This is a genomic window from Kitasatospora sp. NPDC059146, from assembly GCF_042786665.1.
Lineage (GTDB): Bacteria > Actinomycetota > Actinomycetes > Streptomycetales > Streptomycetaceae > Kitasatospora.
Map to the genome: position 1 here is coordinate 15,167 of NZ_JBHZCY010000056.1, position 26,731 is coordinate 41,897.

At 75.1% G+C, this 26,731-nt stretch carries 6 protein-coding genes; all 6 read right to left on the minus strand.

Annotation, left to right across the window (positions count from 1 at the left end):
* Positions 1-212: 212 nt before the first annotated feature.
* The 6 genes from ACFXPX_RS23410 to ACFXPX_RS23435 all read right to left on the minus strand — a co-directional run bounded on the left by ACFXPX_RS23410 (position 213) and on the right by ACFXPX_RS23435 (position 26,425).
* Complete coding sequence (locus tag ACFXPX_RS23410) at positions 213-1,244, minus strand: aminotransferase class I/II-fold pyridoxal phosphate-dependent enzyme (RefSeq protein WP_380643040.1); 1,032 nt, start codon at positions 1,242-1,244, stop codon at positions 213-215.
* On the minus strand, positions 1,244-2,290 hold the full coding sequence (locus ACFXPX_RS23415) for an SAM-dependent methyltransferase (RefSeq protein ID WP_380643042.1): 1,047 nt from the start codon (positions 2,288-2,290) through the stop codon (positions 1,244-1,246). The genes ACFXPX_RS23410 and ACFXPX_RS23415 overlap by 1 nt, the downstream gene beginning before the upstream one ends.
* A gap of 100 nt (positions 2,291-2,390) precedes the next feature.
* The gene (locus tag ACFXPX_RS23420; RefSeq protein WP_380643044.1) at positions 2,391-15,956 is read right to left on the minus strand and encodes an amino acid adenylation domain-containing protein; all 13,566 of its coding nucleotides are present in this window, start codon (positions 15,954-15,956) and stop codon (positions 2,391-2,393) included.
* Between the two features lie 125 nt (positions 15,957-16,081).
* The gene (locus ACFXPX_RS23425; protein ID WP_380643046.1) at positions 16,082-25,867 is read right to left on the minus strand and encodes an amino acid adenylation domain-containing protein; all 9,786 of its coding nucleotides are present in this window, start codon (positions 25,865-25,867) and stop codon (positions 16,082-16,084) included.
* Between the two features lie 109 nt (positions 25,868-25,976).
* A complete protein-coding gene (locus ACFXPX_RS23430; protein WP_375891657.1) occupies positions 25,977-26,189 on the minus strand; it encodes an MbtH family protein in 213 nt (70 codons plus the stop codon).
* A 107-nt stretch (positions 26,190-26,296) separates the two neighbouring features.
* Positions 26,297-26,425: a hypothetical protein gene (locus ACFXPX_RS23435; RefSeq protein ID WP_380522687.1), complete on the minus strand. Its 129-nt coding sequence runs from the start codon at positions 26,423-26,425 to the stop codon at positions 26,297-26,299.
* Between the last annotated feature and the right edge of the window lie 306 nt (positions 26,426-26,731).

Below are 26,731 nucleotides of genomic sequence, written 5' to 3' on the forward strand. Positions count from 1 at the left end.
TGTGCGGTGGGTGGTGCGGGTCCAGCGGGTCCAGCGGGTCTGGCAGGCCTAGGGCCTGTCCGGCGGATCTTGCCAGGCGCGCGACGCCGGGCATCCCGCCTGGACGCACGCCCGAATCGCCCAAGTACGTCCAGTACGAGGCCGACTCGGGCGCACGCCCAGCCGGGCGCCCAACGCCGCGCGCTGATCTGCCAAGATCCGCCGGACAGGCCCTAGCGGGGCGGTGCGCCGGCGGCCCGGTGGGCGCGGGTGAAGCCCTCGATCACGGCGTCGACGGCGTCCTTCTCGCCGACGGCGATCCGGATGCCCTGGCCCGGGTAGAAGCGGACGGCCACCCCGAGCCGCTCCAGCTCCGCCTTGACCGGGAGCTGCTCCTCGGGTGAAGGTGCCGTCACCCAGAGGAAGTTGGTCAGGCTCGGCGGCACCGACCGGCCCAGGGCGAGCAGTTCGGCCCGCAGCCGGTCGCGTTCGGCGGCGATCTCGGCGATCCGCCGGTCCACCTCGTCCTGGGCGGCGACGGCGGCCAGCAGGCCCGCCTCCTGGAGCCGGTTCACCGCGTACGGCACCTGGACGTCGCGCACCCGCCGCGCCACCGACTCCTCGGCGACGGCGTAGCCGATCCGCAGCGCGGCGAGGCCGTGCGACTTGGAGAGGGTGCGCAGCACCACCAGGTTGGGCCACTCGGCGATCCGGTCCGGCACCGCCGGGGCGGCCCAGCCCCGGGCGAAGTCGACGTAGGCCTCGTCCAGCAGGATCAGCGCGGTGGCCGGCACCTTGCGGAAGAAGTCGGTCAGTTCCTCCCAGGAGTAGACCGTGCCGGTCGGGTTGTGCGGGTTGCACAGCACGATGATCCGGGTGCGCCCGTCCACCCGGCCGGCCATCGCGGCCAGGTCGTGCCGGGCGTCCGGGCCGAGCGGGACGGACCGGGACTCGGCGCCGGCGATCGCGCAGAACAGCGGGTACGCGTCGAAGCAGGGGTCCGAGTGCACCACGTTGTCGCCGGGGCGGACGACGGAATGGAAGAGGTCCAGGGCGACGCCGGCCGAGCCGTGGCCGACCACGACCTGCGCGGCCGGGACGTCCTGCCAGTCGGCGATGATCCGGGCGAAGCGCTCCGGGCGGAAGTCCGGGTAGCGGTTCAGGTCGCCGACCGCCCCCGCCAGGGCGGTCAGCACGGACGGCAGCGGCGGGTACGGGTGCTCGTTCTGGGCCAGCAGGTGTGCGGCCCCGGCTGCGGCGGCCATCAGTCGGCCTGGAGGACGTAGAGCCAGCTGTGCGGGGTGGCCAGCGCCTCGACCCGGTCGATCCGCAGCCCGGCGTCGGTGAACAGCTGCTCGTAGGTCTCCTTGGTGTGCAGCGGCACGCCCATCATCGCGTGGGCCAGTTCGAAGCCGACCGAGAAGACCGGCATCGCGCTCTGGGACTCGCCCGGGCCGCGCAGCATGGTGTCGCCGAGCACGAAGGTGCGGGCCTTGGGGAAGGCCTCGCGCATCCGGGTGAAGATCGAGGAGCGGGTGCTCGGGTCGGCGAGCAGGTCGTGCAGCAGGAAGAAGCTCATCACGGTGTCGACCTCGGCCACCTCGGCGGCCTCGGCGTCGTTGTCGATCTGGGTGCCGAGCAGGCCCAGCACGTCGGCCCGGACGGCGGTGACCCGGTCCTGCATCCCGGCGGCGGCGATGTCGGCGCGGGCGATGTCGGTGGCCGGGCGGCTGATGTCGATGCCCAGGCCGCGGCTGCCCTCGCGCTGGGAGACCACCCGGCGCACCCGGGCGGAGGTGCCGCTGCCCAGGTCGGCGATGGTGCGGAAGTCGATGCCGGAGAGCACGTCGGTGAGCTGCGCGGCGAACATCGACTGGTCGCACTGGGCGGAGCCGAGGGCGACCATCGCCTCGTCGCGGTACACGTCCTGGTTGTAGTGGTGCGAGCCGGTGCTCAGGTGCCCGGCGCGGCCGAACACGTCGTGGTAGCCGCCGACCGCCCAGGTGAAGTAGCCGCGGGCGGCGGCGATCTCGATGCCCGCCTCGGTGGGCAGGTAGCCGGCGCCGTCGGCCTTGAGGTAGCCGTAGTCGGCGGCGGCGCGCAGCACGGCCTCGGTGCGGGCGGTGTCGCCGCGCTGGGAGGTGGCCGTGGCGGCGGACAGCGCCTCGCTGCGGCCGATCTGCTCCAGCACGCCGATCCGGTCCAGCGCGAAGATCACGTTGGCGGCGATGAAGCCGTTGTAGGCGTCGGTCGACGAGATCGGCGCCGGGGTGACGCCGCGCCAGGTGTCGGGGATGACGGCAGTCTGCATCGGTGTGTCCATTCCTCGTGTGGGCCGGGTCGCGGCCGCTTGGCGTGGTGGTGCGGGGGGTGTCGCGGTGGTGCGGGGTGGTGCGGTGGTGAGGGGAGGCTCAGGGGCGGGGCGTTGGGGCCTGCGCGGGGTCGCGCAGGCGCTGGGCGAGCACCGGGCCGATGACCGCGAGGGCCTCCGGGCCGGTCATCGCGCCGTGGGTGCTGGGCACTGGGTGGACCTCCAGCCGGCCGCCCACGTGGGGCCGCCAGCTCTCGGGGTCGGGGGCGTCGGCCGGGCGGTCCTGGGCGGCGACGAAGACCAGCGCGTCGCCGTCGTAGCCGGGCAGCGGGGCGTCGCCGGCCAGCGCCAGGTTGGCCAGGAAGACCTCGACCACCCGGGCCACCCCGGCGCCGCTCAGCCCGGCCAGCGGGCCGGCGCCGTGCCGGACCAGCTCGGCGTAGCCCGCCTCGTCGGCGGGCCAGTCGGTGATCTCGCCGGCCTGCTGCCCGAGGGACTCCAGGATCGCGGCGAGCAGCGCCGGGTCGCGGTCGGGGGAGCCGTCGGTGGAACGGGGGCGGGAGCCGCCGGTGATCCGGTCGGGGGAGGCGCCGGTGATCCGGGCGTACTCGTCCAGCTCGGGGTAGCCGTCCAGCACGGCGAGCAGGTCGACCCGCTCGCCCTGCTCCCGCAGCAGCGCCGCCACGGCGTGGGCGACCGGGCCGCCGAAGGACCAGCCCAGCAGGGCGTACGGGCCCTCGGGGCGCACCGCGCGCAGTTCGGCCAGGTAGTCGCGGGCCATCTCCGCCAGGCTCGCCGGGTGGCGGGAGAGGTCGGCCAGGCCGGGGGCCTGGAGGCCGTAGATCGGCTGCTCGGCGTCCAGATGGCGCAGCAGGCCGGTGTACACCCAGCTGATCCCGGCCGCCGGGTGCACGCAGAACAGCGGCGGGCGCGTGCCGCGGGTGCGGATCGGCAGCAGCACCGGGAAGTCCTCCTCGGCGGGGGCGCCGTCCCGGGCCGCGGCCAGCAGGTCGGCCAGCCCGGCGACGGTCGGCGCCCGGAACAGCGCCCGGACGCCGAGTCCGGCGCTGCCGGTCAGCTCGCGCAGCCCGGCGACCAGGCGCCCGGCCAGCAGTGAATGGCCGCCCAGCTCGAAGAAGTTGTCGTCGATGCCGACCCGCTCCAGGCCGAGCACGTCGGCGAACAGCCCGCAGAGCACCTCCTCCAGCGGGGTGCGCGGCGCCCGGCCGCCGCCCGCCCGGCCCGGCTCGGGGGCGGGCAGCGCCCGCTCGTCGAGCTTGCCGTTGGGGGTCAGCGGCAGGCGTTCCAGCGGCACCAGGGCGGCGGGCAGCATGTAGTCCGGCAGCTCGGCGGCCAGGTGGGTGCGCAGCGCGTCCAGGTCCGGCGCACCGGCGTCCGGGGCCGGCACCAGGTAGCCGACCAGGCGCTTCTCGCCCGGGGTGTCCTCGCGCACCACCACGGCGGCGGAGGCCACTTCGGGACGGCGGCTGAGCACCGAGCCGATCTCGCCCAGCTCGATCCGGAAGCCGCGGATCTTCACCTGGGCGTCGATGCGGCCCAGGTAGTCCAGTTCGCCGGAGGCCGTCCAGCGGGCCAGGTCGCCGGTGCGGTACATCCGGGTGCCGGGGGCGCCGAACGGGTCGGCGACGAAGCGCTCGGCGGTCAGTGCCGGGCGGCCCAGGTAGCCGCGGGCCAGGCCGGCCCCGGCGACGTACAGTTCGCCGGGCACCCCGGCGGGCACCGGGCGCAGCCGGGAGTCCAGCAGGTACAGCCGCAGGTCCGGGATGCCGGCGCCGATCAGCGACCGGGACTGCCCGGCGGCCGTGGCGGTGTCCAGCGGGCGGTAGGAGACGTGCACCGTGGTCTCGGTGATGCCGTACATGTTGACCAGCACCGGCGCGTCCTCGGCGTGCCGCTCGTACCAGGGCGCCAGCCGGGCCAGGTCGAGCGCCTCGCCGCCGAACACCACCCGGCGCAGGGCGAGCCGGGAGCCGAGTTCCGGCTCCTCCTGGTCGGCCTGCATCAACTGGTAGAAGGCGGACGGGGTCTGGTTGAGGACGGTGACCCGCTCGCGCACCAGCAGCTCCAGGAACTCCCGGGGCGAACGGCTGGTCCCGAAGGGCACCACGACCAGGCGGCCGCCGTGCAGCAGCGCGCCCCACAGCTCCCAGACCGAGAAGTCGAAGGCGTAGGAGTGGAACAGGGTCCAGACGTCCTGCGGGCCCGGGGCGAACCAGTGGTCGGTGGCGGCGAACAGCCGGGCGACGTTGCGGTGCGGGATCACCACGCCCTTCGGCCGGCCGGTCGAGCCCGAGGTGTAGATGACGTACGCCGGGTGGTCCGGGCCGAGCGCGGGGGCGGGGGAGGGGGCCTCGGCGGGCGTCCGGGCCAGTTCGGCGGCCGTCCCCGGGGCGTCGAGGAGCAGCAACGGCAGCTGGGGGTCGGGCAGTCGGCCGGCGGCCGCGGTGGTGGTGAGCAGCAGCGCGGGGGCGGAGTCGGCCAGGGTGTAGGCGATCCGGTCGGCCGGGTAGTCCGGGTCGATCGGCACGTAGGCGCCGCCGGCCTTGAGCACGGCGAGCACGGCGACCACCAGCTCCACCGAGCGGGGCAGCGCCAGCGCCACCAGGCGCTCGGGGCCGACGCCGCGGGCGGCGAGGAGCCGGGCCAGCCGGTTCGCCCGGGCGTCCAGTTCGGCGTAGTCGATCCGCTCGTCCTCGTCGACCACCGCCACGGCCTGCGGGGTCCGGGCCGCCTGGGCCGCGAACAGCTCCGGGAGGGTGCGGGGTTCGGCGGCCGCCGGCCGATCGGTGGGCGCGCTCCAGTGGTCCAGGATCAGGGCCCGCTCGGCGGGGTCGAGGATCTCCGCCGCGTCGACCGGGCGGGCCGGATCGGCCAGCACGGCGGTCAGCAGCCGCTCGAAGCGCTCGCCGACCGCCGTCACCGTGGCCGGGTCGAACAGTTCCTCGGCGAACTCGACGACCACGCCGATCCCGGCCGGGGAACCGTCGGCGGCCAGCCGCTCGCTGAAACCGAAGGCCAGGTCGAACTTGGCGAGTTCGGCCGCCGAGGGCTCCACCCGGGCGGGCAGGCCGGCGAAGTCGAGGGCGGCCTCGGCCTCGGGCCCGGCGGCGAAGGTCAGCATCACCTGGAACAGCGGGTGCCGGGCCGTCGAGCGGGCCGGGTTCAGCACCTCGACCAGCCGCTCGAAGGGCACGTCCTGGTGCTCGAAGGCGTCCAGGTTGGCCTGCCGCACCCGCTCCAGCAGCTCGTGGAAGCTCGGGTCGCCGGAGAGGTCGGCGCGCAGCACCAGGGTGTTGACGAAGAAGCCGATCAGCTCGTCCAGCGCCTCGTCGGTGCGTCCGGCGACCGGGGTGCCGAGCGGGATGTCGGTGCCCGCGCCCAGCCGGCCCAGGGTGGCGGCCAACGCGGCCTGCACCACCATGAACACGCTGGTACGGCTCTCCCGTGCCAACTCGACGACGGAGGCGTGGAGTTCGGCCGAGAGCCGGAACTCCACGGTGTCCCCGCGGCGGGTGGGTGACAGCGGCCGCTTGCGGTCGTAGGGGAGCGTCAGCTCCTCCGGGAGACCGGCCAGCGCCCGCTGCCAGTAGGCGAGTTGGCGGTGCTGGGCGCCGTCCGGGTCGTCCTCCGCGCCGAGCAGCTCGCGCTGCCAGAGGGCGTAGTCGGCGTACTGGACGGGCAGCGGCCGCCAGTCGGGCTCCGCGTTCGCGCGGCGGGCCCGGTAGGCGGTGTCCAGGTCGCGCAGCAGCGGGCCGACGGACCAGCCGTCGCTGACGATGTGGTGCATCAGCACCAGCAGTGCCTGCTCGCCCTGCGGCAGGGAGAACAGCGTGGCCCGCAGCGGGAGTTCGACGGCCAGGTCGAAGGCCTCCCGGCTCGCGGCGGCCAGCGCGGCCCGCAGCTGCGCCTCGTCGGCCACCGTGCGGGTGTGCAGGGCGGGTTCGGCGCTCGGGGCGACCAGCTGGTGCGGCCGGCCGTCGGCGCCGGGGAAGGTGGTGCGCAGCACCTCGTGCCGGGCGACCACGTCGGCCAGGGCGCCGGCCAGGGCGTCGGCGTCCAGGGTGCCGTCGATCCGGAGCACGAGCGGGGTGTTGTAGAGCGCGCTCGGGCCCTCGAACTGGTCGATGAACCAGAGGCGCTGCTGGGCGTGGGAGAGCGGGACCAGCTCCGGGCGCGGCCGGGGCAGCAGCCGGGCGTGGACCGGGCCGGTGCCCTCGCCCAGGTGGCCGGCCAGGGCGGCCACGGTCGGGTGGTCGAAGAGGGCGCGGATGGGGAGTTCGACGTCCAGGGCGGTGCGGATCCGGCTGATCAGCTTGGTGGCGAGCAGGGAGTGGCCGCCCAGGGCGAAGAAGTCGTCGTCGATGCTCAGGGCGGGCAGGCCGAGGGTCTCGGCGAACAGGGCGCACAGGGCCCGTTCGGCGGTGCTGCGGGGGGCGCGGCCCTCGGGGGTGCCGGAGTAGTCGGGGGCGGGCAGGGCGCGGCGGTCCACCTTGCCGTTGGCGGTGACCGGCAGCGCGTCCAGGGTGACGATCGCGGCCGGGACCATGTAGCCGGGCACCCGGTCGGCGAGGAAGGTCCGCAGTTCCCCGGGGGTGGCGTCGCCGGTGACGTAGGCGACCAGGCGCTTGTCCCCGGGCTGGTCCTCGCGGACCGTCGCCACCGCGTGCCCGACCGCCGGGTGGGCGGCCAGCGCCGCCTCCACCTCGGCCGGCTCGATCCGGAAGCCGCGGATCTTCACCTGGTCGTCGGCGCGGCCGAGGAACTCCAGCACGCCGTCCGCGCTCCACCGGACGATGTCGCCGGTGCGGTACATCCGCTCGCCCTTGCCGCCGAACGGGCAGGCCACGAAGCGCTCCGAGGTCAGGCCCGGGCGGCCGACGTAGCCCCGGGCCAGGCCGTTGCCCGCGAGGTACAGCTCACCGGGCACCCCGGCGGGGACGGGCCGCAGGGCGTCGTCCAGCACGTACGCCCGGGTGTTGGCCAGCGGGCGGCCGATCGGCACCACGGCCGGGACGTGCCCGCCGGGCGTCATGGTGAAGGTGGTCTTGATGGCCGTGGTCTCCGTCGGCGCGTACACCGCCACCACGTCCGTCTCCGGGCACGCCCGGAACAGCTGCCGGACGGCCTCCGGGGGCACCACGTCACCGCCGGTCCACACCTGGCGCACCCCGCGGAACGCCTCCGGGGTCTCCTCGGCCATCAGGCGCAGCAGACCGGAGGGCGCCTGCACCAGGGTGACGGCGTGCCGGGTGATGGTCGCGGCCAGCGCGGGGAGGTCGAGCTGTCCGGGGGCGGCCAGCACGATCCGCCCGCCGGTCACCAGCGGGGCCCACACCTCGGTGGTGGAGGCGTCGAAGGCGGTGGGCGAGTGCAGCAGGACGCTCTCGTGGTGGCCCTGGTGGAAGTGCGGGTTGGTGAGCAGGTCGACGACGTTGCGGTGGGTCACCGCGACGCCCTTTGGGAGGCCGGTCGAGCCGGAGGTGTACATCACGTAGAGCAGCTGGCCGGGGTGGGAGCGGCGGCCGGCGGGGGTCTGGGCGTTGGGGGTCCGGGCGGCGGGGGCGAGGCCGGTGGGGGCCTCGGTGACGTCGAGGGCGGTGAGGCCGGTGCCGGTGCCGTCGGTGCCGCTGTCGAGGACCGGGTGGTCGCGGTGGGCCGGGTCGACCAGGACGAGCTGCGCCCGGGTGTCGGCGAGGATGTGCCGCATCCGGTCCAGCGGGTACCGGGCGTCCAGCGGGACGTACGTGCCGCCCGCCTTGGTGACCGCCAGGATCGCCGTCACCAGCTCGGCCGAGCGGTCCATCAGGATCGCGACCGGCTCCTCCACCGCCAGCCCGCGGGCCAGCAGCACGGCGGCCAGGGCGCCCGCCCGGGCGTCGAGTTCGGCGTAGCTCAGCCGCCCGGTGTCGGACACCACGGCCACCGCCTCGGGGGTGGCGGCCGCCCGGGCCTCGAACAGCTCGGACAGCGTGCTGTCGGCGATCGGGACGGCGGTGTCGTTCCAGCCGGTGAGCAGCTGCTCGCGCTCGGCCGGGTCGAGGATCTCGATGGTGCCGATCGGCGCGTCCGGGTCGGTGGCGGCGGCCTCCAGGACGCGCAGCAGGCGCTCGGCGAGGGTGGCGACGGTGGCGTGGTCGAAGAGGTCCGCCGCGTACTCCACGGCCGCGGCCACGCCGAGCGGGGTGCCGTCCGCGTCGTGCTGCTCGGTGAAGTTGAAGTTCAGGTCGAAGTGCGCCTGGGACTCGCCCGCGCCCTCCAGTACCCCGCTGACCCCGCCCAGGGTGAGCACGGGGGCCGGGCCGCTGCTCACCGTGAGGACGGTCTGGAAGAGCGGGTGGCGGGCCGGGGTGCGGGTGGGGTTGAGCTGTTCGACCAGGCGCTCGAAGGGGAGGTCCTGGTGCTCGAAGGCGTCCAGGGCGGTGCGGCGGACCCGGTCCAGCAGCTCGCGGAAGCCGGGGTCGCCGGAGGTGTCGGTGCGCAGGACGAGGGTGTTGACGAAGAAGCCGACCAGGTCGTCGAGGGCTTCGTCGGTGCGTCCGGCGACGGGGGTGCCGAGCGGGAGGTCGGTGCCGGCGCCGAGCCGGGTGTACAGCGCGGCGACGGCGGCCTGCACGACCATGAACAGGCTGGCCCGGTTGGCAGCGGCCAACTCGCTGAGCCGTCGGTGCAGTTCGGCGTCCAGCCGGTACTCCACCGTCCCGGCCCGGTGGCTCGGGGCGGCCGGTCGCGGCCGGTCGTACGGGAGCGCCAGCTCCTCCGGGAGCTCGGCCAGGGCCTGCTTCCAGTGGGCGAGTTGGGTGTGCTGGGCGCCGTCCTGGTCGTCCGCGGTGCCGAGCAGGCCACGCTGCCAGAGGGTGTAGTCGGCGTACTGGACGGGCAGCGGCCGCCAGCCGGGTTCCGTGTGGGCCAGGCGGGCCCGGTAGGCGGTGTCCAGGTCGCGCAGCAGCGGGCCGACGGACCAGCCGTCGCTGGCGATGTGGTGCAGCAGGACGACCAGGGCGTGCCGTTCGGCGTTCAGCGAGAACAGCGAGACCCGGATCGGCAGGTCCTCGGCGAGCCGGAACACCGCGCCGGTGGCCTCGGCGACGGCGGCGCGCAGCTGCGCCTCGTCGGCCACCGTGCGGGTGTGCAGGGCGGGTTCGGCGTGCGCGGCGATCAGCTGGTGCGGCCGGCCGTCGGTGGCCGGGAAGGTGGTGCGCAGCACCTCGTGGCGGGCGACCACGTCGGTCAGGGCCCCGGCCAGGGCCTCGGGGTCGATCTCTCCGCTGAGGTGGGCGACGAACGGGGTGTTGTAGAGCGCGCTCGGGCCCTCGAACTGGTCGATGAACCACAGGCGTTGCTGGGCGGGGGAGAGCGGCACCAGGGCGGGCCTGGCCTGCGGGCGCAACGCCGGGCGGGCCGGGGTGTCGACGGTCGGCAGGGTGGTGGCCAGGGCGGCGACGGTGGGGTGGTCGAAGAGGGCGCGGAGGGGGAGTTCGACGTCCAGGGCGGTGCGGATCCGGCTGATCAGCTTGGTGGCGAGGAGGGAGTGGCCGCCGAGGGCGAAGAAGTCGTCGTCGATGCCGAGGGCGGGCAGGCCGAGGGTCTCGGCGAACAGGGCGCAGAGGGTCTGCTCGGTGCTGGTGCGGGGGGCGCGGCCCTCGGGGGTGCCGGTGTAGTCGGGGGCGGGCAGGGCGCGGCGGTCGACCTTGCCGTTGGGGGTGACGGGGAGGGCGTCGAGGACGAGGACGGCGGCCGGGACCATGTAGCCGGGGAGGCGCTCGCCTGCGAAGGCGCGCAGTTCGCCGGGGGTGGCGTCGCCGGTGACGTAGGCGACCAGGCGTTTGTCGCCGGGCCGGTCCTCGCGGACCAGAGCGAGGGCCTGGCGGACGGCGGGGTGGGCGGTGAGGGCGGCCTCGACCTCGCCGAGCTCGATCCGGAAGCCGCGGATCTTGACCTGGTCGTCGGCGCGGCCGAGGAACTCCAGCACGCCTTCGGTGGTGCGGCGGACGAGGTCGCCGGTGCGGTACATCCGGCTGCCGGGGGCACCGTAGGGGTCGGCGACGAAGCGTTCGGCGGTGAGGGCCGGGCGGCCGACGTAGCCCCGGGCCAGGCCGTGTCCGGCGACGTAGAGCTCGCCGGGGACGCCGACCGGGACGGGCCGCAGGGCGTCGTCCAGCACGTAGGCCCGGGTGTTGGGGAGCGGGCGGCCGATCGGGACGCTGTCCGGCACCTCGGCCGCGGTGGTCATCCGGTGGTGGGTGGCGAAGGTGGTGGTCTCGGTCGGGCCGTAGCCGTCGACCACGGCCAGGCCGGGGCAGGCGGTCATGACGCGGCGGACGGCGGCGGCGGAGACCACGTCGCCACCGGTCCACACCTCCCGGAGGCCGGTGAAGAGGGTCGGCGCCTCGGTGGCCATGACGTTGAACAGTCCGGCGGTGAGCCAGGCGGCGGTGACGCCACCGCGCTGGAGGGTGTCGGTGAGTTCGGTGACGCCGAGGCGTCCGGGCGGGGCGAGGACGAGACGGCCGCCGGAGAGGAGCGGGGCCCAGAGTTCGTAGGTGGAGGCGTCGAAGGCGGTGGGCGAGTGGACCAGGACGCGTTCGTGGGCGCCGCCCGCGAAGGTGCCGCCGAGGGCGAGGTCGACGACGGAGCGGTGGGTGACGCCGATGCCCTTCGGCGTGCCGGTGGAGCCGGAGGTGTGCATCACGTAGGCCAACTGCTCGCCAGTGGGCACGAGTTCGAGGTTGGCGGCTCGTTCCTCGCCGACCGCGAGGGTGGTCAGTCCGGCCAGTGCGGGGTGGTCGCGGTCGGTGACGGCGATCCGGGCGCCCGCGTCGGCGAGGACGGCCGCGAGGCGCTCCTGCGGTTGGGCGTCGTCCAGCGGGACGTAGCTGCCGCCGGCCTTGAGCACCGCGAGCAGGGCGATGACCAGGGCGGGGGAGCGCTCCAGCAGCAGGGCGACGGGGGTCTCGGTGCCGACGCCCGCCTCGGCCAGGCGCAGCGCCAGGCCGTTGGCCCGGGCGTTGAGTTCGGCGTACGTCAGCTCGGTGGAGCCCGCGACCAGGGCGACGGCCTCGGGCGTCGCGGCGGCCCGGGCCTCGAACAGCTCGGGCACGGTGCCCGCCGGAAGCTGCGCCACCGGCCCGTGCCAGCCGGTGAGCAGCTGCTCGCGCTCGGCCGGGTCGAGGATCTCGATGGTGCCGATCGGCGCGTCGGGGTCGGTGACGGCGGCCCGGAGGACGCGCAGCAGGCGCTCGGCGAGGGTGGTGACGGTGGCGTGGTCGAAGAGGTCCGCCGCGTACTCCACCGCGCCGGAGAGGCCGCCCGGTACGCCTGGTCCGGCCGGACCGCTCAGCTCGGCGAAGCCGAAGGAGAGGTCGAACTTGGCCACGTTGAGGTCGAACTCCAGCTCGCCGCATGGGAGGCCGCCGAAGGTCTGCGGCGCCTTCGCCTGGTTCTCCAGGGCGATGAGGGTCTGGAAGAGCGGGTGGCGGGCCGGGGTGCGGGTGGGGTTGAGCTGCTCGACCAGGCGCTCGAAGGGCACGTCCTGGTGCTCGAAGGCGTTGAGGTCGGACTGCCGTACCCGGTCGAGGAGTTCGCGGAAGCTGGGGTTGCCGGAGGTGTCGGTGCGCAGCAGGAGGGTGTTGACGAAGAAGCCGACCAGGTCGTCCAGGGCTTCGTCGGTGCGTCCGGCGACGGGGGTGCCGAGCGGGAGGTCGGTGCCGGCGCCGAGGCGGGTGTAGAGGGTGGCGACGGCGGCTTGCAGGACCATGAACAGGCTGGCCCGGTTGGCGGTGGCCAACTCGCCCAGCCGCTGGTGCAGTTCGGCGTCGACGGTGAACTCGACCAGCTCGCCCCGGTGGCTCGGCGCGGCCGGGCGCGGCCGGTCGTAGGGCAGCGCCAGTTCCTCCGGCGCGTCGGCCAGGGACGCCTGCCAGAAGGCGAGTTGCCGCCCGATCAGGCTGTCCCGGTCCTCCTCGTCGCCGAGGAGTTCGCGCTGCCAGAGGGTGTAGTCGGCGTACTGGACGGGCAGCGACTCCCACTGGGGCGCGTCTCCGTGGCGGCGGGCCCGGTAGGCCTCGCCCAGGTCGCGGAAGAGCGGGGCGACGGACCAGCCGTCGCTGGCGATGTGGTGCAGCAGGAGCAGCAGCACGTGCCGCTCGTCGGGCAGCGAGAACAGCGCCGCCCGGAGGGGCAGTTCGGTGGCGAGGTCGAAGGCGTGCGCGTTCGCCCGGTCCAGCAGCCCGGCCAGCTCGGTCTCGTCGGCGACGGTGGTGACGGTCAGGGTGGGCTCGACGGAGTCGGTGACCAGCTGGTGGGGCTGCCCGTCGGTGACGGGGAAGAGGGTGCGCAGCACCTCGTGCCGGGCCAGCAGGTCGTGCAGGGCGGCGGCCAGGGCCCCGGTGTCGACCGGGCCGGTGAGCCGGAGCGCGAAGGGGGTGTTGTAGAGCGCGCTCGGGCCCTCGAACTGGTCGATGAACCAAAGGCGTTGCTGGGCGTAGGAGAGCGGTACCGGCTCAGGGCGGGTGCGCGCCGTCAGCCCGGCCCGGCCCGGGGTGGTGTCCGCGCCGAGGTGCTGGGCGAGGGCGGCGATGGTGGGGTGGTCGAAGAGGGTGCGCAGGGGGAGTTCGGTGCCGAGGGCGGTGCGGATGCGGCTGGTGAGCCGGGTGGCGAGGAGGGAGTGCCCGCCCAGGTCGAAGAAGTTGTCGTCGATGCTCGGCTCGGCGGTTCCGAGGACCTCGGCGAAGAGCGCGCACAGGGTCTGCTCGGTGGCGTTGCGGGCCGCCCGGCCGGGGGTGGCGGCGGAGTAGTCGGGGGCGGGGAGGGCGCGGCGGTCGACCTTGCCGTTGGAGTTGACCGGGAGGGCGGTCAGCGGCACGACGGCGGCGGGGACCATGTAGCCGGGCAGCCGGTCGGTGACGAAGGCGCGCAGCTCGTCGAGCGGGGCGTCGCCGGTGACGTAGGCGACCAGGCGCTTGTCACCGGGATGGTCCTGGCGGACCGTCGCGAAGGCCTGCCGGACGGCCGGGTGGGCGGCGAACGCGGCCTCCACCTCGGCGAGTTCGATCCGGAAGCCGCGGACCTTGACCTGGTCGTCCGTTCGACCGACGAACTCCAGTTCTCCTGTGGTGGTCCAGCGGGCGAGGTCGCCGGTGCGGTACATCCGGCTGCCGGGGGCGCCGTACGGGTCGGCGACGAAGCGTTCGGCGGTGAGGGCGGGGCGGCCGACATAGCCGCGGGCCAGGCCGTGCCCGGCGAGGTAGAGCTCGCCGGGCCCGCCGACCGGGACCGGCCGCAGGGCGTCGTCGAGGACGTACACCCGGCTGTTCGGCAGCGGCCGGCCGATCGGTACCACGGCGGCCGGCACCTCGGCGGGGGAGGTCATCGCGCGGAGGGTGGCGAAGGTGGTGGCCTCGGTCGGGCCGTAGGCGTTCACCACCTTCAGCCCGGGGCAGGCCTCCAGGACGCGTCGCATGGCCGCCGGTGAGGCGATGTCCCCGCCGGTCCAGACCTCGCGCATCCCGGCGAAGGACTGCGGGGCCTCGGTGGCCAGCACGTTGAACAGGCCGGCGGTGATGAAGGCGCCGGAGACCTGCTGCCGGCCGAGCAGGTCGGCGAGTTCGGTGACGCCGAGCCGCCCGGGCGGGGCGATGACGAGACGGCCGCCGGAGAGCAGCGGGGCCCAGAACTCGTAGGTGGAGGCGTCGAAGGCGGTGGGGGAGTGCACCGCGACCCGGGCGAGGTGCTCCCCGGTGAAGGCCCCGCCGAGGGCGAGGTCGACGATCGCGCGGTGGGTGATGCCGATGCCCTTGGGGGTGCCGGTGGAGCCGGAGGTGTGCATGACGTAGGCCAACCGCGCGTCCGCGATGGCGAGTTCGAGGTTCTCCGCGGTCTCCTCGCCGACGGTGAGGGTGGTCAGTCCGGCCAGTGCGGGGTGGTCGCGGTCGGTGACGGCGATCCGGGCGCCCGCGTCGGCGAGGACGGCCGCGAGGCGCTCCTGCGGTTGGGCGTCGTCCAGCGGGACGTAGCTGCCGCCGGCCTTGAGCACCGCCAGCAGGGCGACGGCCAGGGCGGGGGAGCGCTCCAGCAGCAGGGCGACGGGGGTCTCCGCCCGCACCCCGGCCTCGGCCAGGCGCAGCGCCAAACCGTTGGCCCGGGCGTTGAGTTCGGCGTACGTCAGCTCGGTGGAGACCGCGACCAGGGCGACGGCCTCGGGCGTTGCGGCGGCCTGCGCCTCGAACAGCTCGGGCACGGAACCGGCCGGAAGCTGCGCCACCGGCCCGTGCCGGCCGGTCAGCAGGTCCTCGCGCTCGGCCGGGTCGAGGATCTCGATGGTGCCGATCGGCGCGTCCGGGTCGGCGGCGGCCGCCCGCAGCACCCGGGCGAGGCGCTCGCCGAGGGTGGCGGCGGTGGTGTGGTCGAAGAGGTCCGCCGCGTACTCCACCGCGCCGGTCAGGCCGTTGGCGACGCCCTGCGCGTCGTGCTGCTCGACGAAGGCGAAGGACAGGTCGAACTTGGCGAGGTGCTGGTCGAGGACGTGTTCCCGGCAGGCGAGCCCGGCGAAGTCGGCGGGGAGGTCCTCGTCGCTGTCCAGCGTCAGCATGGTCTGGAAGAGCGGGTGGCGGGCCGGGACGCGGGCCGGGTTGAGCTGTTCGACCAGGCGCTCGAAGGGCACGTCCTGCTGGTCGAAGGCGTCCAGGTCGAGGAGGCGCACGCGCGCCAGCAGCTCGCGGAAGCTGGGGTCGCCGGTGGTGTCGGTGCGCAGGACGAGGGTGTTGACGAAGAAGCCGACCAGCTCGGCCAGGCCCTCGTCGGTGCGCCCGGCCACCGCGGTGCCCAGCGGGAGGTCGGTGCCGGCGCCGAGCCGGGTGTACAGCGTGGCGACGGCGGCCTGGAGGACCATGAACAGGCTGGCCCGTTCCTTCGCCGCCAACTCGGCCAGTTCCGCGTACAGTTCGGCGTCCAGGGCGAGTTCGGCGGCGCCGCCGAGCCGGGTGGGCGCGGCGGGTCGCGGCCGGTCGTAGGGGAGGGCCAGCTCCTCCGGGGCCTCGGCCAGGGCGCGCTGCCAGTGGGCGAGTTGGGTGGCGACCACGCTCTCCGGGTCGTCCTCCTCGCCGAGGAGTTCGCGTTGCCAGAGGGTGTAGTCGGCGTACTGGACGGGCAGCGGCTCCCACTGCGGCGCGGCGCCGGTGAGGCGGGCCCGGTAGGCGGTGTCCAGGTCGCGGAAGAGCGGGGGGACGGACCAGCCGTCGCTGGCGATGTGGTGCATCAGGACCAGCAGCACGTGCTCCTCGGCGGAGAGCGAGAACAGCGAGCAGCGGATGGGCAGTTCGGTCGCGAGGTCGAAGACGTGCCCGGCCGCGGCGGTGAGCCGGGCGGTCAGCTCGGCCTCGTCGGCGACCGGGACGGCGGCCACCTCGACGGCGGTGACGGCGGGGCTCTGCGGCTCGGCGATCGACTGCTGCGGGCGGCCGTCGACGGCGGGGAAGGTGGTGCGCAGCACCTCGTGCCGGGCGAGCACGTCGCGCAGCGCGAGGGTGAGGACGGCGGCGTCGAGCCCACCGGTCAGCCGGACGGCGAACGGGGTGTTGTAGAGCGCGCTCGGGCCCTCCAGCTGTTCGATGAACCACAGCCGCTGCTGCGCGAACGACAACGGGATCACGGTCTGCCTCCGACGGATGACGTGCTGAGTGGGGACTGGGCGTTCGGGCCACCGGGGACGGCCGGTGGCCCGCGCGACCTGCGACGAGCGGTGAGCTGCGGGGACCCGCGAGGACCGGGGAGGCCCTACGCCGGACCGCCGGGCCGGCGCATCGGCCGGAGGGCGGGCCGGGCCTTGCGGGCCGCGGGCAGCGCGTCGGCGAGCTCGCCGACCGTGGGGTGGTCGAAGAGGGTGCGGATCGTCATCTCGACGCCCAGGGCGGTGCGGATCCGGCTGACCAGCTTGGTGGCGAGGAGCGAGTGGCCGCCGAGGTCGAAGAAGTCGTCGTCGATGCTGACCGTGCCCAGCCCGAGCACCTGGGCGAACTGCTCGCACAGGCTCCGCTCCTGGGTGGTGCGGGGGGCGCGGCCCTCGGGGGCGCCGCTGTAGTCGGGGGCGGGCAGGGCGCGGCGGTCGACCTTGCCGTTGGCGGTGACGGGGAGGGCGTCGAGGACGAGGACGGCGGCCGGGAGCATGTAGCCGGGGAGGCGGTCGGTGACGAAGGCGCGCAGTTCGCCGGGGGTGGCGTCGCCGGTGACGTAGCCGACGAGACGTTTGTCGCCGGGCCGGTCCTCGCGGACCAGGGCGAGGGCCTGGCGGACGGCGGGGTGGGCGGTGAGGGCGGCCTCGACTTCGCCGAGCTCGATCCGGAAGCCGCGGATCTTGACCTGGTCGTCGGCGCGGCCGAGGAACTCCAGCACGCCGTCCGACCGGCGCCGGACGATGTCGCCGGTGCGGTACATCCTCTCGCCCTTGCCGCCGTACGGGCAGGCGACGAAGCGCTCGGCGGTGAGCGCCGGGCGGCCGAGGTAGCCGCGGGCCAGACCGGCTCCGGCGAGGTGGAGCTCGCCGGGGACGCCGACCGGGACGGGCTGGAGGCCGTCGTCCAGGACGTACGCCCGGGTGTTCGCCATCGGCCGGCCGATCGGCACCGTGTCCGGCACCGAATCGGCGGCGGGCAGCGGCAGTTGGGTCGCGCAGAGGGTGATCTCGGTCGGGCCGTAGAGCACCCGCACGCCGATCCCGGGGACGGCCGCCAGCACCCTGCGCACGGCGGGCGCGGAGACCACGTCCCCGCCGGTCAGCACCTCGCGCACCCCGGCGAAGACGCCCGGGTCCTCCTCGGCGATGACCCGGAACAGGCCGGCGGTGACGTGCACGTGGGTGAGTCCGTGCGTCCGGACCAGCGCGCCGATCGCGGCCGCGTCCAGGTCGCCCGCCGGGGCGACGACCACCTGGCCGCCGGAGAGCAGCGGCGCCCAGATCTCGTAGGTCGAGGCGTCGAAGGCGTGCGGGGCGTGGAACAGCACCCGCAGCCCGTCGGGGTGCTGCCAGCACGGGTCGGTGGCGAGCTGGACGACGTCCCGGTGGGTGATGGCGATGCCCTTGGGCACTCCGGTGGAGCCGGAGGTGAACATCACGTAGGCGAGCTGTTCCGGGTGGACGGCGGGGCGGTGGGAGCGCCGCCGCAGCGGGCCGTCGAAGCGCTCCGGGGTGAGCGTCAGGACGGGGCAGGGGGCGTCGGCCGCGAGCGGGTGGTCGCGGTGGGCCGCGTCGACCAGGACGAGCGCCGCCCCGGTCTCGGCGGTGATCTGCCGCAGCCGCTCGGCCGGGTGCCGGTCGTCCAGCGGGACGTAGCTGCCGCCGGCCTTGAGGACGGCCAGCAGGGCGGTCAGCAGCTCGGCGGAGCGGTCCATCAGCAGGACCACCGGGGTGTCGGTGCCGACGCCCGCGTCGGCGAGGTCGGCGGCCAGGTGCTCGGCCCGGGCGTCGAGTTCGGCGTAGCTCAGCCGTCCGCCGTCGGTGACCACGGCCACCGCGTCGGGGGTGGCGGCGGCCCGGGCCTCGAACAGCTCGGGCAGGGTCGCGTCCGGGACGGGGAGCGCGGTGTCGTTCCAGCCGGTGAGCAGCTGCTCGCGCTCGGCCGGGTCGAGGATCTCGACGGTGCCGATCGGCGCGTCGGGGTCGGCCGCGACGGCGCGCAGCACCCGCAGCAGGCGCTCGGCGAGCGCGCTGGCGGTGGCCGGGTCGAAGAGGTCGGTCGCGTACTCGATCGCCACCGTCAGACCCGCCTGCGGGCCCTGTTCGGTGAAGCGGAAGGACAGGTCGAACTTGGCGACGTCCAGTTCGAAGGGGTGCTCGGCGCAGGCCAGGTCGCCGAAGGCGGTGGGGACGGCCGCGCGGCTCTCCAGGGCGATGAGCGTCTGGAAGAGCGGGTGGCGGGCCGGGGTGCGGGTGGGGTTGAGCTGTTCGACCAGGCGCTCGAAGGGGAGGTCCTGGTGGTCGAAGGCGTCCAGGTCGGTGCGGCGGACGCGGTCGAGGAGTTCGCGGAAGCCGGGGTTGCCGGAGGTGTCGGTGCGCAGCAGGAGGGTGTTGACGAAGAAGCCGACCAGGTCGTCCAGGGCTTCGTCGGTGCGTCCGGCGACGGGGGTGCCGAGCGGGAGGTCGGTGCCGGCGCCGAGGCGGGTGTAGAGGGTGGCGACGGCGGCTTGCAGGACCATGAACAGACTGGCCTGCCGATCGGCGGCCAACTCGGCCAGCGCGGCGTGGAGTTCGGCGTCGACGACGGCCGTGGCCAGGCCGCCGCGGTGGGTCGGCGCGGCCGGGCGCGGGCGGTCGTAGGGCAGCGCCAGTTCTTCCGGGGCGTCCGCCAGGGCCTGCTGCCAGTGGGCGAGTTGGGCGCTCAGCAGGGCGCTGGGCTGCTCCTGGTCGCCGAGCAGCTCGCGCTGCCAGAGGGCGTAGTCGGCGTACTGGACGGGCAGCGGCCGCCAGTCGGGTTCCGTGTGGGCGTGGCGGGCCCGGTAGGCGGTGGCGAGGTCGCGGAAGAGCGGGGCGACCGACCAGCCGTCGGCGGCGATGTGGTGCATCAGGACCAGCAGGACGTGCTCGTCGTGCGGCAGGGAGAACAGCGTGGCGCGGACGGGCAGGTCGCGGGCGAGGTCGAAGACCTCCCGGCCGGCCTCGGCCAGGGCGGTGCGCAGCGCTTCCTCGTCGGCCACCGGCACGGCCCGCAGGGGGAGTTCGGGGGCTTCGGTGACCAGCTGGTGCGGCCGGCCGTCGGTGGTCGGGACGAGGGTGCGCAGCACCTCGTGCCGGGCCACCACGTCGCGCAGCGCCAGTTCCAGGGCGGAGTGGTCGACCGCGCCGGTGAGCCGGACCGCGACGGGCGTGTTGTAGAGCGCGCTCGGGCCCTCGAACTGCTCGATGAACCAGAGGCGTTGCTGGGCGGGGGAGAGCGGCACCAGGGCGGGCCTGGCCTGCGGGCGCAGCGCCGGGCGGGCCGGGGTGTCGACGGTCGGCAGGGCGGCGGCCAGGGCGGCCACGGTCGGGCGGTCGAAGAGGGTGCGGATCGGCAGCTCCGCGCCCAGGGCGGCGCGGATCCGGCTGGCCAGCTTGGTGGCGAGCAGGGAGTGGCCGCCCAGGTCGAAGAAGTCGTCGTCGATGCTCACCGAGGCCAATCCGAGGACCCCGGCGAAGAGTTCGCACAGCGCCCGCTCGGCCCCGGTGCGCGGGGCGCGGCCCTCGGGGGTGCCGGTGTAGTCGGGGGCGGGGAGGGCGCGGCGGTCGACCTTGCCGTTGGGGGTGACGGGCAGCGCGTCCAGGGTGACGATCGCGGCCGGGAGCATGTAGCCGGGCAGCCGGTCGGTGACGAAGGCGCGCAGTTCGTCGAGCGGGGCGTCGCCGGTGACGTAGGCGACCAGGCGCTTGTCGCCGGGCCGGTCCTCGCGGACCACGGCGACGACCTGGCCGACGGCGGGGTGGGCGGTGAACGCGCTCTCGACCTCGCCGAGTTCGATCCGGAAGCCGCGCAGCTTGATCTGGTCGTCCGCTCGACCGGCGAACTCCAGTTCTCCTGTGGTGGTCCAGCGGGCGAGGTCGCCGGTGCGGTACATCCGGCTGCCGGGGGCGCCGTAGGGGTCGGCGACGAAGCGTTCGGCGGTGAGGGCGGGGCGGCCGACGTAGCCGCGGGCCAGGCCGTGTCCGGCGAGGTAGAGCTCGCCGGGGACGCCGACCGGGACGGGCCGCAGACCGCTGTCGAGGACGTAGGCCCGGGTGTTGGGGAGCGGGCGGCCGATCGGGACGCTGTCCGGTACCTCGGCCGGGGTGGTCATCCGGTGGTGGGTGGCGAAGGTGGTGGTCTCGGTGGGGCCGTAGCCGTTCACCACCCGCAGTCCGGGGCAGTGCTCCAGCACCCGGCGCAGCGCGACCGGCGAGACGACGTCCCCGCCCGTCCACGCCTCGCGCAGCCCGGCGAAGGCCTGCGGCGCCTCGGCGGCCAGCACGTTGAACAGGCCGACCGTCATCCAGGCGGCGGTGACGCCGCCGCGCTGGAGGGTGTCGGTGAGTTCGGTGACGCCGAGTCGCCCGGGCGGGGCGAGGACGAGGCGGGCGCCGGAGAGCAGGGGGGCCCAGAGTTCGTAGGTGGAGGCGTCGAAGGCGGTGGGGGAGTGGACCAGGACGCGTTCGTGGGCGCCGCCCGCGAAGGTGCCGCCGAGGGCGAGGTCGACGACGGAGCGGTGGGTGACGCCGATGCCCTTCGGTGTCCCGGTCGAACCCGAGGTGTGCATCACATAGGCCAACTGGGCGGCACGCAAGGGGAGATCGAGATTGGCGGCACGTTCCTCGCCGACCGCGAGGGTGGTCAGCCCGGCCAGTGCGGGGTGGTCGCGGTCGGTGACGGCGATCCGGGCGCCCGCGTCGGTGAGCACGGCCGCGAGGCGCTCCTGCGGTTGGGCGTCGTCCAGCGGGACGTAGCTGCCGCCGGCCTTGAGCACCGCGAGCAGGGCGATGACCAGGGCGGGGGAGCGCTCCAGCAGCAGGGCGACCGGCGTCTCCGCCCGCACCCCGGCCTCGGCCAGGCGCAGCGCCAAACCGTTGGCCCGGGCGTTGAGTTCGGCGTACGACAGCTCGGTGGTACCCGCGACCAGGGCGATCGCCTCGGGCGTCGCGGCGGCCTGGGCCTCGAACAGCTCGGGGACGCTCCCCGAGGGCAGCTCCGCCGCCGGCCCGTGCCCGCCCGACAGCAGCCGCTCGCGCTCGTCACCGGTCAACACCTCGACGGTGCCGAGGAGTTCGGCCGGATCGGCGACGATCCGGTCGAGCAGGGCGAGGAAGCGGTCCAGCAGCGTACGGGCCTCGGCGGGGCCGAAGGCGTCCGGCTGGTGGTCCAGCCGCAGCTGGAGGCCGTCGCCCGGGGTGAGGGCGAGCAGCAGCGGGTAGTGGGCGCTGTCGACGTCCTCGACCAGGGTGACCTGGGTGGCGCCGCTCGGGTCGGCCGCGTCCAGGGCGGACGGGTCGGGGTAGTTGCCGTACACCGTGACGGTGTCGAACAGGCTTCCCAGTCCGGCGAGTTGCTGGATCTCGGTGAGGCTGAGGTGCTGGTGGTCCAGCAGTGCGGACTGCTCGTGCTGGAGGCGCAGCAGCAGCTGCCCCCAGGACTCGGCCGGGTCGAGGGTGACCCGCACCGGCACGGTGTTGATGAGCAGGCCCATCATCCGCTCGACGCCCGGCAGGTCGTGCGGCCGGCCGGAGACGGTGGTGCCGAAGAGCACGTCGGTGCGGCCGGTGAGCCGGGCCAGCAGGACGCCCCAGGCGGCCTGGACGAGGGTGTTGAGGGTGACGCCGTAGCGGCGGGCGGTGCGGCCGAGCGCCTCGGTGGCCGCCGGGGTGAGGCCGGTGTGCAGGCGCAGCGGCAGGTGCGGGGAGTGGGTGGTGCGGCCGGGGGCGAGCAGGGTGGGCTCGTCCACGCCCGCGAGGGCCTGGGCCCAGGCGGTGCGGGCGGCGGCGCCGTCGCGCCGGGTGATCCAGCGCAGGTACTCCCGGTAGGGGGCGGCCGGGGGCAGCGGCTGCCGGAAGTAGAGGGCCCAGAGTTCCTCGGCGAACAGCGGGGTGGACCAGCCGTCCAGCAGGATGTGGTGGGCGGCGGCGATCAGCCGGTGCCGGCCGGGGGCGAGGGTGAGCAGGGTGTAGCGCAGCAGCGGCGGCCGGGTGAGGTCGAAGCGGCGGCCGTACTCGGCGGCGGCGATCCGGTCGGCCTCGGCCTCCGGGTCGGCGTGGCCCGTCAGGTCGAGGACGGTGAAGGGCAGTGCGGCCCGGTCCGGGACGGCCTGGACGGGCGGTCCGTCGGGGCGCTGGTGGAAGCCGGCCCGGAGGTTGGGCTGGCGCAGCAGCAGGGCCTCGGCGGCGGCGCGCAGCCGGTCGGCGTCGACCGGGCCGGTGAGGTCGAAGGTGCAGACCGAGGTGTAGACGTCGGCGCCGTCGGTGTCGTACGCGGCGTGGAAGGCCATGCCCTGTTGCAGCGGGGAGGTCGGCCAGACGTCCACCAGCCGTGCGGGGGCGTGGAGTTCGGCGAGCCGGTCGATCTCGTCCTGGTCGAGGGCGACGAGCGGGAAGTCGGCGGGGGTGTGCCCGCCGGCGTCCGGCCGTTCGGCGTGCTCGGCGAGGGCGCGCAGGGCGGTGAACCAGGCCTCGGCGAGGGCCCGCACCCGCTCCTCGTCGAGCAGTTCGCCGGCCCAGGACCACTGGGCGACCAGCAGCGGGCCCTGCGGGGTGTCGACGGTGGTGGCGTCAAGGCCCAGCACCCGGCCGAGCGCGAGGTCGGGGGCGGCGCCCTCGGTCATCGCCTCGGCCCCGGCGTGAACGTCGTCGGCGCTGACGCCCTCGGGCTGGAAGCGGCCCAGGTAGTTGAACTCGACCTGGGGGTCGGCGTGTTCGGCGAGCACCTCGGCGGTGGCCGGGTTGAGGTGGCGCAGCAGGCCGTAGCCGATGCCGTTGTCGGGGACGGCGCGCAGCTGCTCCTTCACCAGGCCGAGGGCCCGGCCGAGCGCCGGTCCGGCGGTGGTGACCTCGGCCCAGGTGAGCGGGCCGGGGGCGAGCCGGACGGGGTAGACGGAGGTGAACCAGCCGGCGGTGCGGTGCAGGTCGACGCCCTCGACCACCTCCTCGCGGCCGTGCCCCTCGACGTTCACCAGTACGGCGCCGTCGGGGTCCGTCGCGTCGCCGCGCCAGTGGGTGAGGGCGAGCGCCAGCGCCGTCAGCAGGACGTCGTTGACCTGGGCGTGGTAGGCGGCGGTGACCTCGGTCAGCAGGGCCCGGGTGGTGTCGGCGGGGAGCACGACGCGCATGGTGCCGCCGGTGGCGTAGGTGTCCTTCGCCTGGTCCAGGGGGCGGGCGCCGAGCAGCGGGTCCGGGGTGGCCAGTGCGGCCTGCCAGTACGGGAGTTCGGCGGCCCGGCGGTCGCTGCGGGCCTCGGCGGTGAGCCGCTGGGCCCAGCGCCGGAAGGAGGTGGGCACCGGCGGGAGCTCGGGGGTGCGGCCCGCGCGGGCGGCGGTGAGCGCGGCGAGCAGGTCCTCCTCGACGATCCGCCAGGTGACGCCGTCCACCACCAGGTGGTGGATCACCAGCAGCAGCCGGGCGGGCCGGTCCGGGCCGGCCTCGAAGCGGACGGCCCGGAGCATCCGGCCGTCCTCGGGCGAGAGCCGGTCGCGGGCGGCCTCGGTGGCGGCGCGCAGGGCGTCCGGGTCGGCCGGGCCGGGGACGCTGCTCAGCACCTCCTCGGCGGGGACGGCCCCGGGGGCGGGGACGTGCAGCGTCCAGGGGCGTTCGGCGAGCGGGGAGGTGCGGGCGCGCAGCAGGTCGTGGTGGTCGAGCAGCGCCTGGAGGGCCGTGGTGAGGTCCCGCTGCCCGGTCCCGGCGGGGAGGGTGAGCAGGGTGGACTGGTAGAAGCTGCCGACGGCGCCGCGCTGCTCGGACAGCCAGTGCACGATCGGGGTGGGCGGCACCTCGCCGAGGCCGGCGCCGGGCGGCTCGACGGCGACCGGGCCCTCCAGCGGGCGGGCGAGCAGGGCCAGCGCCTCGACGCTGGGCGCCTCGAAGACGGCGCGGGGGGTGAGCCGGAGTCCGGCCTGCCGGGCCCGGGAGACCAGTTGGATGGCGACGATGGAGTCGCCGCCGAGCTCGAAGAAGGAGTCGGCGACCCCGACCCGGGGCAGCCCGAGCACCTCGGCGAAGAGCCGGGCGAGGGCGTGCTCCACCTCGCCGGCCGGGGCCCGGCCGCCCTCCTCGGCGGTGCCGAGCGCGGGCGCGGGCAGGGCGCGCTTGTCCACCTTGCCGTTGGGCGTCAGCGGCATCCGGTCCAGCACCACGACGACGGGCACCATGTGGTCGGGCAGCTGCCCGGCGCAGTGGGCGCGCAGCTCGGCCGGGTCGGCGGTGCCGACGGTGTAGCCGACCAGCCGGCGCTCGCCCGGGCGGTCCTCGCGGACCAGTACCACGGCCTGGCGGACGCCGGGGTGGGCGGAGAGGGTCTGCTCGATCTCGCCGAGCTCGACCCGGAAGCCGCGGATCTTCACCTGGTCGTCGGCCCGGCCGAGGAAGTCCAGCTGGCCGTCGGGGCGGAGGGTGCCGAGGTCGCCGGTGCGGTACATCCGCTCGCCGGGCGCGCCGAACGGGCAGGCGACGAAGCGGTCGGCGGTCAGGCCGGGGCGGCCCAGGTAGCCGCGGGCCAGGTGCGGGCCGGAGACGTACAGTTCGCCGACGGTGCCCGGCTCCACCGGGCGCAGCCGCTCGTCCAGCAGGTGGATCCGCACGTCCTGGCAGGGGTGGCCGATCGGGGGCTGCTCGGTGCCGGTGAGCGGCTCGCTCATGGTGACGATGACGGTGGTCTCGGTCGGCCCGTAGCTGTTGAGCATCAGCCGGTCCCGGCCGAGCCGGGCGGCCAGTTCGCGCGGGATGGCCTCGCCGCCGCCGATCAGGGTGCGCAGGGTCGGCAGCGGGGCGTCCGGCAGGGTGGCGGCCATCGCGGTGGCGACGTCGGCGTGGGTGACGCCGTACCGGTCGATCAGTTCGGCCAGCGCCTCGCCGACCAGCTGGCTCTGCTCGCGGGGGAGGACGAGCGCGGCGCCGGTGGTGAGCGCCACGGCCAGGTCGGAGACGGAGACGTCGAAGCTGAGCGAGGCGGCCTGGAGCACCCGGCTGCCGGGGCCGACGCCGGTGGCGGCGACCTGGGTGCCGATCATGCTGGGCAGCCCGGTGTGGGTGACGGCCACGCCCTTGGGCAGGCCGGTGGAGCCGGAGGTGTAGATGACGTACGCGGTGTGGTCGGCGCTCAGCGGCCGGACCCGCTCGGCGGTGGTGAACGGGGTGCCGGGCCGGTCGGCCAGGTCGGCGAGGTGCGCGGCGGAGTCGAGCAGCAGCCGGGGGGCGCCGGTGTCGGGCAGCCGCTCGGCGGCGTCGGCGGTGGTGAGCACCAGCGCGGCGCGGGAGTCGGTGAGCATGTGGCGCAGCCGCTCGGCGGGGTAGGCCGGGTCGGCGGGCAGCCAGGCGGCGCCGGTCTTGGCGACGGCCAGGATCGCGGCGACCGCCTCGGGGGACTTGGGCAGGGCGAGCGCGACCACGTCCTCGGTGCCCAGGCCGCGGGCGGCGAGCACCCGGGCCAGCCGGTTGGCGCGGGCGTCCAGTTCGGCGTACGTGAGGGTGGTGGACCCGGCGTACAGCGCGGGGGCGTCCGGGGTTCGGGCGACCTGGGCGTCGACCAGGGCGCCGAGGGTCGGGCGCGGGTCGGCGGTGGTCGTGCGCGGGTCGGCGGCGGCCGGGGCCGCATCGGGAGCGGTCGGGGCCGGGTCGGCCAGCCGGGTGGCCAGATCGGCCGGGGTCGGGGCGTCCAGCAGCAGCGGCAGCGGCACCCGGAACCCGAGCTCGGCGCGCACCCGGGCCAGCAGCCGTACGGCGGCGGGCCGGTCGCCGCCCAGCTCGAAGAAGCCCGCTGCGGGGTCGACCGACTCCCGGCCGAGCACCTCCGCGAACAGTCGACACAGCACCTCGGCCGGTCCCGGCCGCGGGTCGGTTCTGTGCGTCTGCTGGTCCCCGGACATCTGCTTCTCTCTCCCTCGTTGCTGCGTGACCCGCGGGCGGTCGGCCCGGTCGGCGTGGTCGGCGTGGCTGATCGGTGGCCGGTCGGTGACGGCCGGTCAGGCCGGTCGGTCAGTGGCCGGACAGGTGGGCGACCAGGCTCTTCGGCCGCAGGTCCTGCCAGTTCTGCTCCACGTACTCGACGCACTCCGGCCGGCGAGCCGCGCCGAAGACCTGGTGCCAGCCGTCGGGCACCGGGCTGAACACCGGCCACAGCGAGTGCTGGCCCTCGTCGTTGGCCAGGACGAGGTAGTCGGCCTCGGGGTCGTCGAACGGGTTCGCCATCGTCGGTTTCCTCTCTGTTGGGAGAATTACGAGGAGGGGGGAATTTCGTCGGCGCGCGGTGAACGGCTCACGTCGGCCGGCGGTTCACCGGGTTCGCCCCAGTGCGTTCACGGGCCCCAGCCGGAGTCGTCCCCGTGCACGGCCGAGGGACCTGCGGCAACGGTGGACTGGTACGGTGCGGCGTGCATCTGGACGCCGATCCCGGCGACCACGAGAACGGCGAGAATCCCGAGCATCTTGTGAATGCGAACGGCAAGATTCGTCATGGCGAATTCCTCTTCCTGAGGCGGGCGGTGTGTGCGCTCCTCGCTGTGAATGAATCCTGCCGAGGCCCAAACTGGCGTGGAAGCTCTGGCCGTTATCGGGATCACGCAATGCGGGAACCGGAAGCGTGAACAGACTGTGCCAAAATCGGGCAGAACTGATGCAAAGAACACCTGGGTCTGTCAGATCAGTGGTGGGAAGGCGGGCGCACGGCGGCCCGGCGCGGCCGGAACCCCACCGCGGAGGCCGGGAGCCCGGGCCGACGGAGGTCGGGAGCG

Excerpts from the sequence above, each read along its gene's own strand:
- ACFXPX_RS23410 (WP_380643040.1), bottom strand. The coding sequence starts at position 1,244 with ATGGCCGCCGCAGCCGGGGCCGCACACCTGCTGGCCCAGAACGAGCAC.
- ACFXPX_RS23415 (WP_380643042.1), bottom strand. The coding sequence starts at position 2,290 with ATGCAGACTGCCGTCATCCCCGACACCTGGCGCGGCGTCACCCCGGCG.
- ACFXPX_RS23425 (WP_380643046.1), bottom strand. The coding sequence starts at position 25,867 with ATGTCCGGGGACCAGCAGACGCACAGAACCGACCCGCGGCCGGGACCG.
- ACFXPX_RS23430 (WP_375891657.1), bottom strand. The coding sequence starts at position 26,189 with ATGGCGAACCCGTTCGACGACCCCGAGGCCGACTACCTCGTCCTGGCC.
- ACFXPX_RS23435 (WP_380522687.1), bottom strand. The coding sequence starts at position 26,425 with ATGCTCGGGATTCTCGCCGTTCTCGTGGTCGCCGGGATCGGCGTCCAG.